Raw genomic sequence first — 15,978 nt, 5'->3', positions numbered from 1 at the left:
GTATAATAGTAGGCACATATCGAATATCTTTTACAAAGGTATAATATGTTTAAGATATCAAATATGAATTTCATTTGAAAAAAGAGCATTTGTATATAGGTAAACTATTTAAGTTTTCTGCATTACCTTACTTAGGCAGAGATAAAGGTAGCCAATGGGTTAGTAGTGATACTCCATGGTAGAGCAGAGTATGCCTTTTGCAAAAGGTCATTTTGAAAGTGGTATTTTTTTAGGCAAACTAAAAAATTACCACTTTATTTTTTAGGCAAATACAAAGATAAAGAGTAAACTTTCGGCAGAGTTTATTTCTCGATGATTAGACATTTTTTATTTTTTACCATATGAAGAAGTATGAATTAAATTCTATAGTAAAAGGGCTAGTAACCGCATTTACCTCAAGTGTATTGATGGCATGTGGTGGCGGTGGTGGAGGAAGTTCTGGCAGTTCCTATTCCACAACTAATACGGCAACAAATTCTCAATCCCTTCCTACTACTTCAACAACAGAAAATTCAAATACAAACTCAACAAGTTCAACAACTAATACAAATCTTACTTTAGATAAGGCTAAATCAGCCCTTGCTCAAAAAGCATTAGAGACAAAACAACAAGCAGAAGCTGGAAAACAAGCAAGCGAAGCAACTCAAGCTAAGATAGAAACTAAAGTTCAAGAAGTTGAAGTTAAAACACAAGCACCTGAAGAAAAAACAATCTCAGAGCAATTATCAGGTGAAGCAACAACTTCTCAGGCTCAAGTAGAGCGTGAAGCTCAACAGCAAGCTGAACAAAAGCGTAAAACAGAATTAGAAGCAGAACGTAAACGCCAAGAAGAACAAGCAAGAAAAGCTCAAGAAGAGCAAAGACGTCAACAAGAAGAAGCTAAGCGTCAAGCTGAAGAAGAAAAGCGTCTTGAAGCAGAAGCAAAAGCTCGTGAACAGGCAGAGTTAGAACGTAAACTTGCTGAAGAAAAGGCTTTAGCTACGAAAAAGCTGCAAGAAGAGGAAGAAGCCAAAGCAAAAGCTGAAGAAGAGCAACGTCTTGCAGAACAAAGACGTCAAGAAGAAGCAAAACGTCTTGAGGCAGAAGAAAAAGCTCGTAAAGAATTAGAGCAAAAACAAGCAGAAGCTCAACGTAAACGTGAAGCAGAACAAGCTTTAGCTGCAAAACAACAGCAAGAAGAGGAAGAAGCAAGGGTTAAAGCAGAGCAAGAAAAACTGCGTCTTGAAGAGCAAAGACGTGAACAAGAAGCTTTAAAACGCCAACAGGAACTTCAAGCTGCTAAAGAAAAACAAGAGCAAGAAGAGTTAGAACGTCAAAAAGCACAACAGCTTGTTGAAGAGCAAAAACGTGTAGAAGAAGAGAAGAAAAAACTTGCAGAAGCTGAGAAAGCTAAAGAAGCTGAAAAAGCAAAGCAAGAAGCTCAAGCTCAAAAGATTGCTGAAAGTGCAAAAGCTACAGAAGCACCAAAAGTTGATACAGCTCAAACCGTAACTCCAAAAGTTGAACAAACATCTAAGCAAGTAGAAGCTCAAAACGAAGTTTCTGAAGTAAAACCTGAAATCTCAGCACCGGCTTATTCACCTGTGAGAGAAGAGAGTGTAGAAGTTACTCCTGTGCCTCAACCTCAAAAACAATCTGCACCACCAGCTGAAGAGAAAGCAGAACTACCTGCTGAAAAACCAGCTGCTAAATCGGTTGAAAAAGAAGAGAAAACTGCAGAAGTTTCAGTAAAACCTCAAGCTCCACAAGAGCCAGCTACAGCTGGTAGCCTCGCAACAAGTGGTGTTACTGTGGAGGCAAAGGAGCAAAAGAGTAAAGAAACCAGTTCAAGTGTTCCTGAGGTACAAGCTCAAACTAGTCCTCAGATTCCTAAAGTAACTGCTTATGATTCAAAGTATGTTTTTAATTTAGATAAAGCGAGTGCAGAGAATACTTTTACTTTTCCGCAACCGGTAACCATAGAGCAAACCTTTGGTAAAGAAGATTTACGTAAGAATGCTGGTTTATGGGCTAGTTCTCCATATCCCAAATGGTTGAATGCGATAGGGATGAAGAATGTTATTAAAGGAACAAATATCAAATCTACTACAGGCATGGGGATTACCCCAGCAACTACTTTAGGTAATAAACCTTTAACCGGAGAAGGGACAAATATCCTAGTGTTTGATTATGGACTGGGACCAAACTTTTTATATGGTCCAGATGATAATCGTCGTATGCTCTTAGTACAAGAGAACTTAAAAGTAAAGCAAATTTCAACCAAAGATAAATATGGTAATCTCCATATTAATGGTGAAGATCCAAACAGATCCCATGGGGCAAAAGTATATGGAGTGATGGGTGGACCACGTGACGGAAACACTTATGGAATTGCTCCTCAGGCAACCTATTGGTTGCTGGATATGATGGATAATCAAATGTATGCTCAAGCTTTTGCGGAAGGTAACTTTGCTAACTTTAATGAAATATTTTATCAAGGGGCAGTTTTAAGCGGAGCAAAGATCATCCAAAACTCGGCGGATATGTTCCCACAAATCTATCAGACGCAAATCAATGATGATTTAAAAGCGAAGTCGAATGGTAAATATACCAAGTATTCTTCTTACGCTGATATTCAGCCTCTATACCATGCTTTACATCCTCAATATATGCCTCAAGCAAGTATTATTAAAGGATTTGAACGTTTAGTTGAGGAAAAAGGGGCTGATGCTCCTCTGCTCGTAAAAGGGATTGGAAATATGGCACAACTCCGTGATTACCTCTTATTTGAAAAGTATGAACGAGGAGTGACGGACAAGCAATTTGCAGAGCGAGCTAAGGATCCATTAAGTGGGGTGGCAAAGGTACAGAATGGTGAAGTAAGTGCTTTATTATCCCAAGCTAAAGGTGCGGATTCAAACTTATTACTGGTAGCAGGAGTAGCAGCTGATTCAAAAGGTTGGATTACTAGTTATTTAAGAAATATTTATGGGTTCATTGGACGTAGAGGAATAGATGGAGTTGGTACTGTTTGGTTTAATCTTTTATCTCCATTGACATTTACTACAAATCAGTATGGTAGAGAGGCGATTACCTTTAATAATAAGGGATTTGAAGATTTTACTGATCAAGCTCTCAAGGACAAGAAAATTATTATCCCGCCTGGGAGCCTTGCTTGTGGGGTAACCATGTACAATTGTATTGTTGCTCCTTTTTTCCAAAGTAGTTATAACTATTCTAAGTATAAGAAAGATGATGCTAAAGATCTAGATTTTGTTACCGGTCTTGCAGGAACTTCTCATGCTGGACCTCAAGTATCAGCCATTGGAGCTTTAGTTTTAGAGCAGTATCCATGGTTAACTGGAGCTCAAGTTAAAGTAGTATTAACCTCTACCGCTTATGATCTTGGACAAGAAGGAGTAGATGAACTCTTTGGTTGGGGACTAGTTAATGCCGAATTAGCAACTCGTGGTCCAGCTTACTTTAAGCAAAATACTACTTTTGCGGTAGACATGCGTAAAAACTCAGGTTCGCTTAATCAATTCTATTTCCTCAACCCAATTGAAGGTTTAGGAGGAATGAGTGTTAATGGTAAAGCTTCAGATTATCTCTATCTTGTCGGTAATCAAGGTTATCGTGGCATGACTAAAGTAGAGAGTGGTAACTTAGTTTTTGCTCGTGATCAAGGCATCTATGTTCCTAAAGTTGTAAATTCTTCTTACAAAAGATCTCAAGTTGCAAGTACAAAAATTGAGGTTGGCAAAGAGGGAAGCCTACATCTCTACGGTACGCAAGTACAAAAAGTTCAAAGTTCAGGACGAGTATTTGCTACTTACAGTGTAGCTCAAGGCTTAGAGTTAACTAACACCGCATGGACAGTTGTAGGCTTAACCGGAATCCAAGCCAAGGGACAAAGTGGTTTGGCTTCAGGGTTAAGGGTAACGGACAAGGCTAAAGTTGATGGAGTTCTTACAATAGTACCAACAACTAGCTATGTTCCTACCAATACTCAAGGTTTAGTATATGCTTTGGCTTATACTAATGGCTTTGAGGGGCAGTTTGACTTTATTGAAACTAAAGATAATAGTTTCTTCAAGTTAACTCTAGCTGATGATGCCTATACTAATTCTCAAGGGGTAGGAGTTTACTACCAAGTACAAACCGCCAGCCAAGTAGCTTCAACTTTAAGTTCAACTGAAAAAGAAGCAATCCTCAAAGGTGCTACTCAAGTAGATAAAGTATTGGCTCAAGCTAATGCTAAGGCACAAGCGGTTACTCCTCTCACGCATAACACTCTTGGAACAACCGGTTACAGTGAAGCTCTTAAAGAGTATAAGCAGAATCCAAGCTCAGCAGTAACTCTTAGTAGTGTAGAAACAGCTTCTCTTGCAGGTGCTAATGCGGATTCTAGTTCAAGTGTACTCGTAACTTCAAGTAATGGTGGAGCGCAAGTATTAACTTCTTCACTTAGTAGTAATACTGAGATCTCTGAAGATCTTAATGCTTTAGCTTTAACCGCAAGCTCGACATCTACAGAGTTAACTGAGTCAGAAGAAGTAAGTAATGCGGTGAGCTTAACTGCAAGTGAACAAGATTTAATTGCCACAGCAACCCAAATCCAAAATCTTAGCACCAGTGAGCTAGAACAACTCTTTGTCTCGCAAGCTGGTGGACTCTATGCAAATGTACAAACAGCGACTGTACAGACAAGTAAAAGTAAGAGCTTAGATTTTGTACAGACGGCAAGTCGTTACTTAACTTTTGATTCTCAAGTGCAAGCTTACTTAGATTACGCTGGAAGTGCTGCAAAATGGCAACAAGCAGGACGTAAACTCCATGGATCTTGGCAAGAGCAAGGTACTACTGCTGGAGCCTATACTCAGTATCAGGGATGGAATTTGGGAATAGCTGGTCACTATAGTCAAGGCAAATGGCGACAAAGTTTTGGGACTATGGCAAGTTATGCTCAAGTAAAAACTACGGGGATTACCTTAACGCTAGGGAAAGCAACGAGTAATTACTGGTTAACGACGGGAATCTTTGCTTATAATCATGCCTTTAAAGGGCAACGTAGTGCTTTAGAGCATTTAGATCAAGAAGCAAAATTTTCTAGTCAAAGTCTAGGTCTAAGTTTCCAAGCTGGAGTTAAAGTTTGGGAGCAAAGAGGATTACGAGTTGAACTATTAGGTGGTTTAACTGGAGTTTATACCCATCAAGAATCGTTTAAAGAACAGAGTAGTAAGAACCAAGCTTTAGCTCTGAGTACTAAAGCTCAAGGGACAACACAAGTGTTTGCGAATCTTGGTACTCGCATTGCTTATCAATTTACTACTTTTGGGTTTAATTCGTGGCTTGAGGGGCAGTTAATGCTCCAACAAAAACTTAATCGCCAAAACTTGGCAGTAAAATTTACCGATAACTCGAGAGGGACACAAGGATTTGCTCAAAATTTCTTAGCCCAACTGCAAGTGGGTTATCATTTCCAAGTTAATGAGCAATTTAAAGTAAGTTTAGAAACTAGTTATCAAGGTGCTAGTGCATGGCGAGAAACTAAAGCTAAACTGAGCTTAAAATACACATTTTAAGTTGATTGAAAAGAGGTTACCTTAGTGTAGCCTCTTACTTTTTTCTTGCGTAGCTTCTCTCGATTTTGAGATCTTTTATGGTATAATTAGACAACTATTGCTGTCTGCTCTTAAGTAGATTGGCAACCGAATTTTATGAAGATTAAAATTATGCTTAAAGCATCATTTTAAGGATTTTTATTATCTACAAATAAAGCCAAGCCCACCAAAACCTTGGTGGGTTAATATATGTAACATAATTTTTCTATGAAGAATATTAGAAACTTTTCAATTATTGCTCACATTGACCATGGAAAGTCGACTCTCTCCGATCGTTTGATTCAAACTTGCGGTGGGTTAACTGATCGTGAAATGCAAGAACAACTTCTCGATTCAATGGAACTGGAGCGTGAGCGTGGGATTACGATTAAAGCTGCTTCAGTAACTTTGAACTATAAAGCTAAAGATGGACAAGATTATCAATTAAACTTTATTGATACCCCAGGACACGTAGACTTCTCATATGAGGTATCGCGTTCTTTAGCAGCTTGTGAAGGGGCGTTACTGGTAGTAGATGCGGGACAAGGAGTAGAAGCCCAAACTCTTGCTAACTGTTATACCGCTCTTGATATGGATTTAGAGGTAGTACCGATTTTAAATAAAATCGACTTACCTGCAGCTGATCCAGATCGTGTGGCTACGGAAATCGAAGACATCGTCGGAATTGAAGCTCATGATGCCGTGCGTTGTTCAGCAAAAACTGGACAAGGGGTAGAAGATGTTCTTGAAGAAATCGTTCACAAGATTCCGGCTCCAGAAGGTGATCCTGAAGCTCCATTACAAGCGTTAATTATTGACTCTTGGTTTGATAACTACCTTGGCGTGGTGAGTTTAGTGCGTATTAAAAACGGAACTCTACGCAAAGGAGATAAGATCAAAATTATGTCTACGGGCATTCACTATGGGGTGGATCGCTTAGGGGTGTTTACGCCAAAACAAACAGACAAAGAAGAGTTAAATTGTGGTGAAGTAGGCTGGGTTGTTTGTGGAATTAAAGAAATTCTTGGGGCTCCAGTGGGTGATACTATTACGCATCAACATCGTCCAGCAACAAGCAACTTACCTGGCTTTAAGAAAGTAAAACCACAAGTATATGCGGCAATTTTCCCAGTAAGTTCGGATGACTATAATGCTTTCCGTGATGCCTTACAAAAACTTTCTTTAAATGACGCTTCTTTATACTTTGAACCAGAAACTTCTGAAGCTTTAGGCTTTGGATTTAGATGTGGGTTCTTAGGTTTACTCCACATGGAGATTATCCAAGAGCGTTTAGAGCGTGAGTATGATCTTGATCTAATTACGACCGCTCCAACAGTAGTTTATGAAGTAGAATTAACTAACGGGAATATTGTTTATGTTGATTCTCCTGCAAAATTACCACCAGTAAATAATCTTGAATCAATTAACGAACCTATTTCGGAATGTAATATTCTTGTGCCACAAGAATATCTTGGTAATGTATTAACTCTATGTCATGAAAAACGTGGAGTGCAAACGAATATGGTGTATCACGGAAATCAAGTTGCTTTAACTTTTGAGATTCCAATGGGCGAAGTGATTCTTGATTTCTTTGACCGTTTAAAATCAACTTCTCGTGGTTATGCTTCACTTGACTATAGCTTTAAGCGTTTCCAAAAAGCTCCAATGGTGCGAGTGGATGTTTTAATTAATGGAGATCGAGTAGATGCTCTTTCTTTAATTGTACACCGTGATGATGCACGTTCACGTGGTTTACAATTAGTAGAAAAAATGAAAGAGTTTATTCCTCGTCAACAATTTGATATTGCAATTCAAGCAGCAATTGGCAATACCATTATTGCTCGTTCTACAGTAAAACAATTACGTAAAAACGTATTAGCAAAATGTTATGGTGGTGACGTAACTCGTAAACGTAAATTACTTGAAAAACAAAAAGCAGGTAAAAAACGTATGAAACAATTAGGTAACGTTGAAGTGCCACAAGAAGCATTCTTAGCGATTTTACACGTAGGTAAAGATTAATTTCTCAAGTAAAGAGTTTAAGAGGTCTAAAGGAATTTACTTCCTCAGAGCTAAGATTACCATTCTCAAGTATCAGTGGAAGAATAAAGAGAAAATAGTAATCTTAGGAAGCTTACATATAAGCAAGTAAGCAAGCTTAATCTAAGCAAGAGCAATCGCCCTTTTAAACTCTTATTGAATCATTATGAAAAAATATGCAAGCTTATCCGCATTTATAACGGTAATCGTTCTTTTTATTATTTTATATAATATTTTTATTAACGGCTTTGCTAATGCATTATCCATTATTTGGGTAATTATGCTGTTAGTGTTCTTAGCTGCTTATGTGGTAAGACGTTGGGTTTATGTTCCACGTTTCCAAAGAGCTATGGCACAAGAATTGGGCTTAGCTGATCCTGAAGCTGAAATTAAAAATAATAAAGAACTCAAAAAAGGGGCGGCTCTTAAAGCTCGTCGTACTTATCTTGGGGAACTCTCAAGTTATTTTTGGTTTTTCTTTATTATTTTTCTGTTTCGTTCATTTATTTACGAACCGTTTAAGATTCCTTCGGGGTCTATGCAACCAACCTTACAAATTGGGGATTACATTGCGGTAAATAAACACTACTATCGTTTACATGATCCAATTTGGCAAAAAACTATTATTCGTTTAGCTCCAGTAGAACGTGGAGATATAGTAGTATTTAAAGCCCCAACGAGTAATGAAGATTGGATTAAACGCGTTCTTGGTCTCCCAGGAGACATAGTTCACTATGACCAAGATCGACAAAAATTCCAAATTATTTCAGGTTGTACTAATCCAGAAGAAGTAGCAAAAAATATTAATTGGCAGAACCTTAGTAATCTAGGGAATAACTGTCAAGTAGTAAACATTAGTTACGGGGCATTTACTACTGATTATAATTATTTCTACTATAATAATTATCAATTAGTTCGTAGCGAAACTCTAACTAGCAGTCAAGGTGAAAGTCTAACTCACTACACTTTACAAAATCCGCAAGCATTTGATTATGCAAATGCACGAGGCATTTATAGACAAAGTGGGTTACCAGCGTTAACTTGGGTGATTCCTGCTGATCATTATTTTATGATTGGAGATAATCGTGATAATTCTCAAGACTCTCGTTTTGTAGGTCCAATTGCTTATCAAGCAATTGTCGGCAAAGCTGAGTTTATCTGGTTTGCTTTAAAATATGATGCGAGTGGAAATATGAAAGGGGTTAACTTTAGTCGTATTTTTACGGGATTATATCCGCATATTTCTTTAACTAATTAAAGATAATTTACACTTAAGGTAATTAAAGAGAAATTCTTTAATTGCCTTTTTTGTTATTTAGAGAATATGCGAGTAAAGTTCGGGTTTAAACTAGCGTGTATTAGTTTAAAGTGCTTTTAGCTGATTATTTGAACTTGAAAGAAAATCTTTGAGCTTTAACTATTTAGGTATAATTACCTTATAATAAAGCTATAATTTATAATTAACCTAAAGTTATTCTTAACTTAGAATAGGTTTGGGGTTTATTCTAAGCTCTTTAATAGAGGACTATAAAATGAAAAAATTACTTTTAGTTGCAGGATTAGTAAGCTTAAGTTTAATGCCAACGGCTTGGGGGCAAACTTGGCAAACCTGTGGTAAGATTGCGAATGATCTCCAACGTTTAAACTGTTATGATAAGTTATATCGTCAGCAAACTATTGGTGGTTGGGAATATCAAAGAGTGAAACAAACTCGAGTACTCGCTCGCCTCACTTCACAAAATGGGGTAGAGATTATGGGAACAAAAAATGTCAGAGCTCAATTGGTACTCGTGCGAGATCGAGAGTTAGGTGAATACTTAGCAATAGTGCTAGAGCAAGACTCTCTTGCTTGTAAAGAGGCGGGGTGTTATCTTCGTTATACTTTTGGAAAAGGGAAACGTGAACAAATCTATCTTCCAGGGATAGATCAGGCTCGAGCAGAGCAAATTGGAGCAACCCAAGCTTTAGTACTGAAACAAAATCCTCAATTAGAGAATTTTATTTATCGTTTAAAAACTAACACTAGTTTAACTCTTGAGTTACAGACTTTTTCTGGTGGAGTAAAGAGTTTTACTTTTAATCTAGAAGAGTTAACTTGGCCTCCAAGAAGAAATTAAATAAGGAAAAAAGGTACTTCATGCAAGTATCTTTTTTTACGGTAAAAATTCGTTCTCGAGTGCTTAAACCCTGATAAAATATAAGCTAGACTTAAATTATATTATTTGCATTAGTGTAAATTAATTTCACAATTTTCCAAACAATATTATGACCTCTTAACCTTTATGAAACAACAGCATTCACGTCCTAAAGTATCGCCTCAAGATCTAGGTGTAGATCCTTCCTCTTCTGAGGCTCAGGCACAACAGCCTGAGGTCGCAAAAGAACTTCCCCTCCCTCCTCTAGATGTACGAATTATAGATTTTATTCGTCGTAACTGGTGGATTCCCGTAATCATTATTATTCTCAGCTTTATTCTCTTTGGAGGAATTATATGAGTATTAAACTTTCTAATCTACCTTCTCGTAATGATCCTGCTTACAAAGCTGATTTTTTAAGTAGAGTTTATTGGCAAAAATTAAAACTCAAAAATAATTCCCTCGAAGAGTTATGGCAAAACTTTAAAAGAATTTTAGAGCAAAATAACCAAGATGTCCTCAAACGTAAACCTTTAACTGAAAATGAGTTTAAAGTAGTACGTAATCGCATTAGCAACCTCTCTTCTCCATTTAAAGCGGGACAATTTCTTTATGGGGTTAATGGGGTTTCGCAAATAGATTTAGTTCTTGATGATGGACGAGCGGTAATGCTGACGGTGTTTAATCAGCATGAAGTAGGAGCAGGGAATTCGGTATATCAAGTAGTACATGGCTTAAGACGTCCTCCGGTAAAAGCAGGAAAACCTGAAAGAATCTTTGATACTACGCTCTTGATAAATGGCTTACCCATTATTCAAATTGAGGAAAAGCCAAGTACTTGTGAAGTAGATCAAGCTTTAAACCTTATGCATCAGTATATAAAAGAAGGTTTATATACTGATATCTTTTCGACTTTACAAATTTTAGTGGGGATGACGCCTAATGGTATTAAGTACATGGCTAATACCACAGCAGACAAGTTTAATAAGGATTTTGCTTTCTTTTGGCAAAGAGATGACTTTTCGAAAAACCGTGATCCTTTAATTAACTCTTGGCATGAGTTTGCTACTACCATGCTTAGCATTCCTTTTGTTCATTTAATGGCAACTAACTACATGATTCTTGACGCTGAGCAAAATCAAAGTAGTCTTAAGGTAATGCGTCCTTATCAAGTTTATGCGACAATAAAAGCCATTAAAGCGATTCGTAAGTATCAGTTTGGTAATGGGTATGGAAAGCTTGGGTATATTTGGCATACAACCGGTTCCGGAAAAACAATTACTAGTTTTAAGACCGCATGGCTCGCAAGTCGCTTGGTGAATGTGCACAAAGTAGTCTTTGTGGTTGATAGAGTAGCTTTAACTCAGCAAACTTTAGAAAAGTATCGAGCTTATGATCCAAGTCTTTCTCCAGAGCGTCCGCACTTTAGTAGCGTTTTTGAAGCAAGTAATATTAGTAACTTAGAACAAAGATTAAAAACCAAAGACTCTAAAATTATTATTACGACCTTACAAAAGCTCCAACGCTTGGTCAAGCGTGAAGGCTTTGAAGCTTCTAAGTTAAATACCGTATTTATTGTTGATGAAGCTCACCGTTCAACCGGAAGCGAACTCTTTGCCGAAATCCAAGATAAATTTCCTTATTCAGCATGGTTAGGTTATACCGGTACTCCATGCTTAAAAGCGACGCCAGGGCAAAGCAAAACTACCGAAGAAATTTTTGGTCCTTTATTGCATCAGTATGTAGTCAATGATGCCATTCGGGATAATAATGTTTTAGGGTTTAAAGTTGACTTTAAAGCCACTGTCCCTTATAACCAACAACAAGCAAGCTTGTTAAGTGAGCTCAGAAAGCAACATCCACGCATGGGGGAAGAAAGACTCTTACGTCTTTTAGCGAGTAAAAATAGCGAACTCATGGACGAAACCCAAGTTGATGCAAGTTTTTATAATTTAAATCTTGAGCATGTACAAGCGGTAGTGGCTGATATCTTTGCCAACTGGCAAAATCGTTCCAATAATGGAACTTTTAGTGCGATCCTCACCACTACAGCCGGAGGCGTAGCTCCTTCTGCGCCTATGGCTGCTCTTTATTATCAAGAGTTTAAACGGGTAAATAAACAGCGTCAAGAACAGGGTTTACCTACGCTTAAGGTTGCTATGACCTATAGTGATGGCTTTACTGAAAACGAAAGCATTGGCGAAGCAACTCAAGCTCTAGATGAGGCGATTGCTGATTACAACCAACTCTTTGCCACTGCTCATAGTCGTGAAGAAATTGGGATGTATTTTACGGATGTAATGGATCGTATTGCTAAACGTAGTTTTGATCAAAACTATCTTGATCTAGTAATTGTGATTGATCAACTACTTACTGGTTTTGATGCTCCTAAAATTAATACTCTCTATATAGATCGTAGCTTAAGAGGAGCAAATCTGGTACAAGCCTATTCTCGAACTAATCGTATTTACAATATGCTGGAAAAGCCATTTGGGAATATTGTTCATTATCGTTGGCCTGATAACTCACGTGAAGAAATGGTAAAAGCTCTAGCTACTTATGCCGTAGGTAAGATGGGACGTTTAAGTAGTGAGCGTTTGTATGAGCAGATGGAACAAATGCAAGTGGTAGCTCCGAGCTTTAAGGAAAGCCTAAAAACTCTGAAAAAAACTGTTAAGGATTTACGTAAATTAACGCAAGACTTTACCAGCTTACCAGCGACTTCGGCTTTACAAGAACTCATGCTCGAAAAAATTCGTAATTATACTAATCAGTTAGTACAAATTAAGCAGTATGATAAGTATCCGACGATTGGAGGTAAATTAAGAGTAGTAGGCTTTGATTATCAAGCTCCGGAGAGTTTATTTAGTAAACTAAAAATTACTAGTGCTGAAGAACAACAGTTAATGTTGTCTTTACGTAAAGAGTTACTAAGTAAAATTGCTTCAAGCAAAGGAGTAGAAACCTATGAAATTGATTCTAAGGTTACCTTAATTAAGGAAGTTCCTTTAAGTTTTGATTACTTAGGAGAACTCTTTGCTAAGTATATAAATCTCCGTCAGCAACTAAAAGAAGCTAAACTTTTACTTGAAGCTCAGTCGTTGTTAACCGTAAAAGTCATTCCGACCGACATTAATCCGCTAATACAAGAGTTTCTTGAGGTTAAACAAGACCTAGATAAATATTTAGAAAACATGCGAGATAAAGATGCGGTGGCTTATCGTCAATCAATGAATGCTTTAAACGTAATTAATCAAGATATTTATCCGTTACCACAAACTCAATATCCAATTGTATGTAAAGAAGCTTCGGAAATTATTCACCCTGCAAATGAAACTTACATTATGCAAAAGATTAATAATTTTAGAGCTTATTGGGGAATTGAGAGCTTAATTAGTGCCGATAAGATTAGACAAATTATTGGTCGTCATACTTATAAAAACTTTAGGGATTTAAATACCCAAGGTGATCTAAATCATCTACTCAAAGAGGCACAAGCAATTTATAAAACTACAGCAGCTCAAGAGTTAAGAGATTTATTCCGCTTAGATTATCGTAATAATCTGCGCATTGCTCTTTACGAGTTAGCTGATGAAGTGGTTTCATACTAAATAGGACTAGACGCTGGGAAACTAGCGTCTGTTTTTTGCTTTCAATAATAAGAAGTGGGGGTAGAAGTCAGAAGGTAGCTAGGGTGATGGTGATTTAAATCTATAGGTGCTGACTGAGGTTGAGATGATTTAAGGTTATGGTTAGCTAAGGTTAAGATGATTTAAGATCAATAGGTACGAATCCCAATTAGGTGCGGATCACTAAGATGACTTAAGGGTAATTAGTGAGGTCTAAGGTAGATTTACAAGGAGAGTTTCAGACTTAGAGAGGTAAGAGTAAAGGTTAGTTTCCTTAAAATGTTTGGGGTTTTTATCATTTAAATCTCAAAATAGTAATAGCTAAAGAAAAAGTCAAAAAATCTTGAAAAATTTTCGATTTTTCTTCGAAATTGTTTTAATTTGGAGATACTCCAAAAAATGGTCAAGTTCGACGATAAGAGCGATACTCGTTTAAAAGTAACTAAAAGGTAACTATTAGAGATTAGGAAGCTGAGAAGAAATATAGATAATAAGTGACTATTGGTAATTTTTTGAGTTTCATTTGCGAATGTAAGGAAATGTAAATATTTGTAGGTATGCTTAATTATCTTATAAATCAAGGTTTTAGTTAGTTATTTGAAAGTGTTATTATTTACGGGCTTTTAGTAAGGAATAAGTTTGATTTTTCTTGATTTTCTTGGAAATGGAGAGAAAAATCAGTATAATTATTTTAACAACGAAATTAAAAATTAGCTCTTGCTAACAAAAACTTAAGATTGGGCGATCTTGTTCAAGATCATACCGTTAAATAATTAAATAGTCAGGAATTAAGTTTTTACTTAGTGAAAGGACTAAATTTTTTATTTGCATGTTTAGGTATTTTATTATCTAAAACTTTTACGTTTTAAAGATAAAGCAAAATAAGTCTTAATTTAGTACCGCTTACTAGATGAGGCTTATTTTATATTTTTAGATCGGCTTACAAATTTAATATTTTGCTTGGATCTTTTTTTATGATCAAGCACAAAAACTATTCTAGGTAACTATCTTTTAGGAACATTTTTTATGGCAAACAACAAATATCCAGCAGTGTCACGTCATTTACACTGGTTAATTGCTTGGGCGGTAATTTTATCTTACGTGACAATTTTTGTCGGTGCATATCCTTGGCATTTCTTATTCGGAACGGTAACTTTAGTACTTTCAGTAGTACGTCTTGTAACTATGCATGTATATATGAAGCGAGTTCCGGCAATTGTGCCTCCTGTAAGTAAATTTCAATTATTACTCGCTAAACTTGTAAAAATTGCTTTAGCCTTAATCTTTATTTTAATTCCATTATTTGCAATTTTATTCCGTCTGTACTATGGACGCAATTTTGCTTTATTTGGTTGGGAAATTATTCCTGCTGGGGTAGTAACACCAAATTTTGATTTAGGTGCATTCTTCCATCAAGGTCACATAGTTTTAGGTTACGTAGGTTTAGCTTTAATTGGTTTACACTCAGTAGCTGCTTTAGCTCACCACTATGTATTTAAAGACAATACTTTAAAACGTATGCTGTAATCTAGATGATATTAGTAATTTAATTGATTAATTGAGAGCTCTTAGATGTTTTTCTAAGAGCTTTTTCTTTGTTATCATAAGAGCAAAAATGCTTTAAAGCACAAATGGAGAGAATTATGGCACAAAAATATCATCGCCTGAATATAGTCTTGCATTGGCTAATTTTTATTTTGGTGGTGTTTACTTATTATTCGGGTTGGAATAAAGCTTTGCCTTTGCATAGATTTCTTGGAGCTTTGGTATTAGTTTTTGCTCTTATCCGTTTATTTACTATGCATCTGTGGCGACGTAAATTTGCTCCTTTACCACAAAAGCCTTGGGAGAAACTGGTAGCAAGTTTAACTAAGATTGCCTTAGCCTTGTTATTTATTATTGTACCTCTATTAGGTATAGTCTTTCGTATGTATTATGGTTTGGATTTGGTTTTCTTTGGTTATGTAGTTGTCCCTCATGATTGGGTAGGCTATGATCCAACGCTAGGCAATAGTTTACGTTTGTGGCATTTACGCATTGCTTATTTTGCTTTATTTTTGTTAGCAATACATGCGGCTATTGCTTGTTATCATCAATTTGTGAAAAAAGATAAGTTATTAGAGCGGATGCTGTAGAAAAAATACTATAAATGAAAAGAGCAGGAAGAAAACTCTTGCTCTTTTTAATTTTTGCAAGGAAAATTTAGGCTAAATAAAGAAATAGTCAAATTAATAAAACGCCTCAAGTTAATCAAGCTATTCTATGCAGTAAGGAGTAATGTGAATTTTTGTAAAAATGCACATTAGATTTCAAAATTTATAACATGATGAGGTGAGCAAAGTTAGGGAAAATCGTAAGTTTAAATGTGAAGAAAAAATAAACATTTGAAAAAAATCACAAGCAAGGGGACTTCTAAGAAAGGATTAACTTATTAACCTACTAAGTTATTAAGATATTCTCTGTAAGAAGAGGATAAAGTTTTTATAAGAAAATTTTACTTTTTCTTGCGTCTTGCTAAGAATTTAATTGTATTAATTTCACGATAAATTCGAGAGAAAAACTATATAAGAAAAACATTGATAAGTCCTGACT

Annotated in this window: 8 protein-coding genes; all 8 read left to right on the top strand. The window is 36.3% G+C overall.

Going from position 1 to position 15,978, the window contains the following annotated elements:
- Positions 1-341 precede the first annotated feature (341 nt).
- The 8 genes from CKF59_RS02700 (at position 342) to CKF59_RS02665 (ending at position 15,521) form a co-directional block, all read left to right on the top strand.
- Entirely contained in the window at positions 342-5,564 is a 5,223-nt protein-coding gene (locus tag CKF59_RS02700; RefSeq protein WP_222985527.1) for an autotransporter domain-containing protein, read from the top strand.
- A 246-nt stretch (positions 5,565-5,810) separates the two neighbouring features.
- Entirely contained in the window at positions 5,811-7,604 is a 1,794-nt protein-coding gene (gene lepA, locus CKF59_RS02695; protein WP_119534447.1) for a translation elongation factor 4, read from the top strand.
- Between the two features lie 184 nt (positions 7,605-7,788).
- Positions 7,789-8,880 carry a signal peptidase I gene (gene lepB, locus CKF59_RS02690; protein ID WP_119534446.1) on the top strand — a complete coding sequence of 364 codons (1,092 nt, stop codon included), beginning with the start codon at positions 7,789-7,791 and terminating at the stop codon, positions 8,878-8,880.
- 274 nt (positions 8,881-9,154) lie between these two features.
- Positions 9,155-9,739: a hypothetical protein gene (locus CKF59_RS02685; protein ID WP_119534445.1), complete on the top strand. Its 585-nt coding sequence runs from the start codon at positions 9,155-9,157 to the stop codon at positions 9,737-9,739.
- A 165-nt stretch (positions 9,740-9,904) separates the two neighbouring features.
- Positions 9,905-10,117 carry a hypothetical protein gene (locus tag CKF59_RS02680; RefSeq protein ID WP_119534444.1) on the top strand — a complete coding sequence of 71 codons (213 nt, stop codon included), beginning with the start codon at positions 9,905-9,907 and terminating at the stop codon, positions 10,115-10,117.
- A complete protein-coding gene (locus tag CKF59_RS02675) occupies positions 10,114-13,368 on the top strand; it encodes an HsdR family type I site-specific deoxyribonuclease (RefSeq protein ID WP_119534443.1) in 3,255 nt (1,084 codons plus the stop codon). The genes CKF59_RS02680 and CKF59_RS02675 overlap by 4 nt, the downstream gene beginning before the upstream one ends.
- Before the next feature lie 1,044 nt (positions 13,369-14,412).
- Positions 14,413-14,913 (top strand): cytochrome b, encoded by a 501-nt coding sequence (locus CKF59_RS02670; protein WP_119534442.1) that lies wholly within the window; start codon positions 14,413-14,415, stop codon positions 14,911-14,913.
- Positions 14,914-15,029: 116 nt separating this feature from the next.
- Positions 15,030-15,521: a cytochrome b gene (locus tag CKF59_RS02665; RefSeq protein WP_222985525.1), complete on the top strand. Its 492-nt coding sequence runs from the start codon at positions 15,030-15,032 to the stop codon at positions 15,519-15,521.
- Positions 15,522-15,978: the final 457 nt, after the last annotated feature.

The organism is Psittacicella gerlachiana (assembly GCF_003585965.1).
In the GTDB taxonomy this organism is placed as follows: domain Bacteria; phylum Pseudomonadota; class Gammaproteobacteria; order Enterobacterales; family Psittacicellaceae; genus Psittacicella; species Psittacicella gerlachiana.
The sequence above is the reverse complement of the archived record's forward strand: the minus strand, read 5'-3'. Positions and strand labels throughout refer to the sequence as shown.

Coding starts and splice junctions, on each gene's coding strand:
- CKF59_RS02700 (WP_222985527.1), top strand. CDS start 342: ATGAAGAAGTATGAATTAAATTCTATAGTAAAAGGGCTAGTAACCGCA.
- lepA (WP_119534447.1), top strand. CDS start 5,811: ATGAAGAATATTAGAAACTTTTCAATTATTGCTCACATTGACCATGGA.
- lepB (WP_119534446.1), top strand. CDS start 7,789: ATGAAAAAATATGCAAGCTTATCCGCATTTATAACGGTAATCGTTCTT.
- CKF59_RS02685 (WP_119534445.1), top strand. CDS start 9,155: ATGAAAAAATTACTTTTAGTTGCAGGATTAGTAAGCTTAAGTTTAATG.
- CKF59_RS02680 (WP_119534444.1), top strand. CDS start 9,905: ATGAAACAACAGCATTCACGTCCTAAAGTATCGCCTCAAGATCTAGGT.
- CKF59_RS02675 (WP_119534443.1), top strand. CDS start 10,114: ATGAGTATTAAACTTTCTAATCTACCTTCTCGTAATGATCCTGCTTAC.
- CKF59_RS02670 (WP_119534442.1), top strand. CDS start 14,413: ATGGCAAACAACAAATATCCAGCAGTGTCACGTCATTTACACTGGTTA.
- CKF59_RS02665 (WP_222985525.1), top strand. CDS start 15,030: ATGGCACAAAAATATCATCGCCTGAATATAGTCTTGCATTGGCTAATT.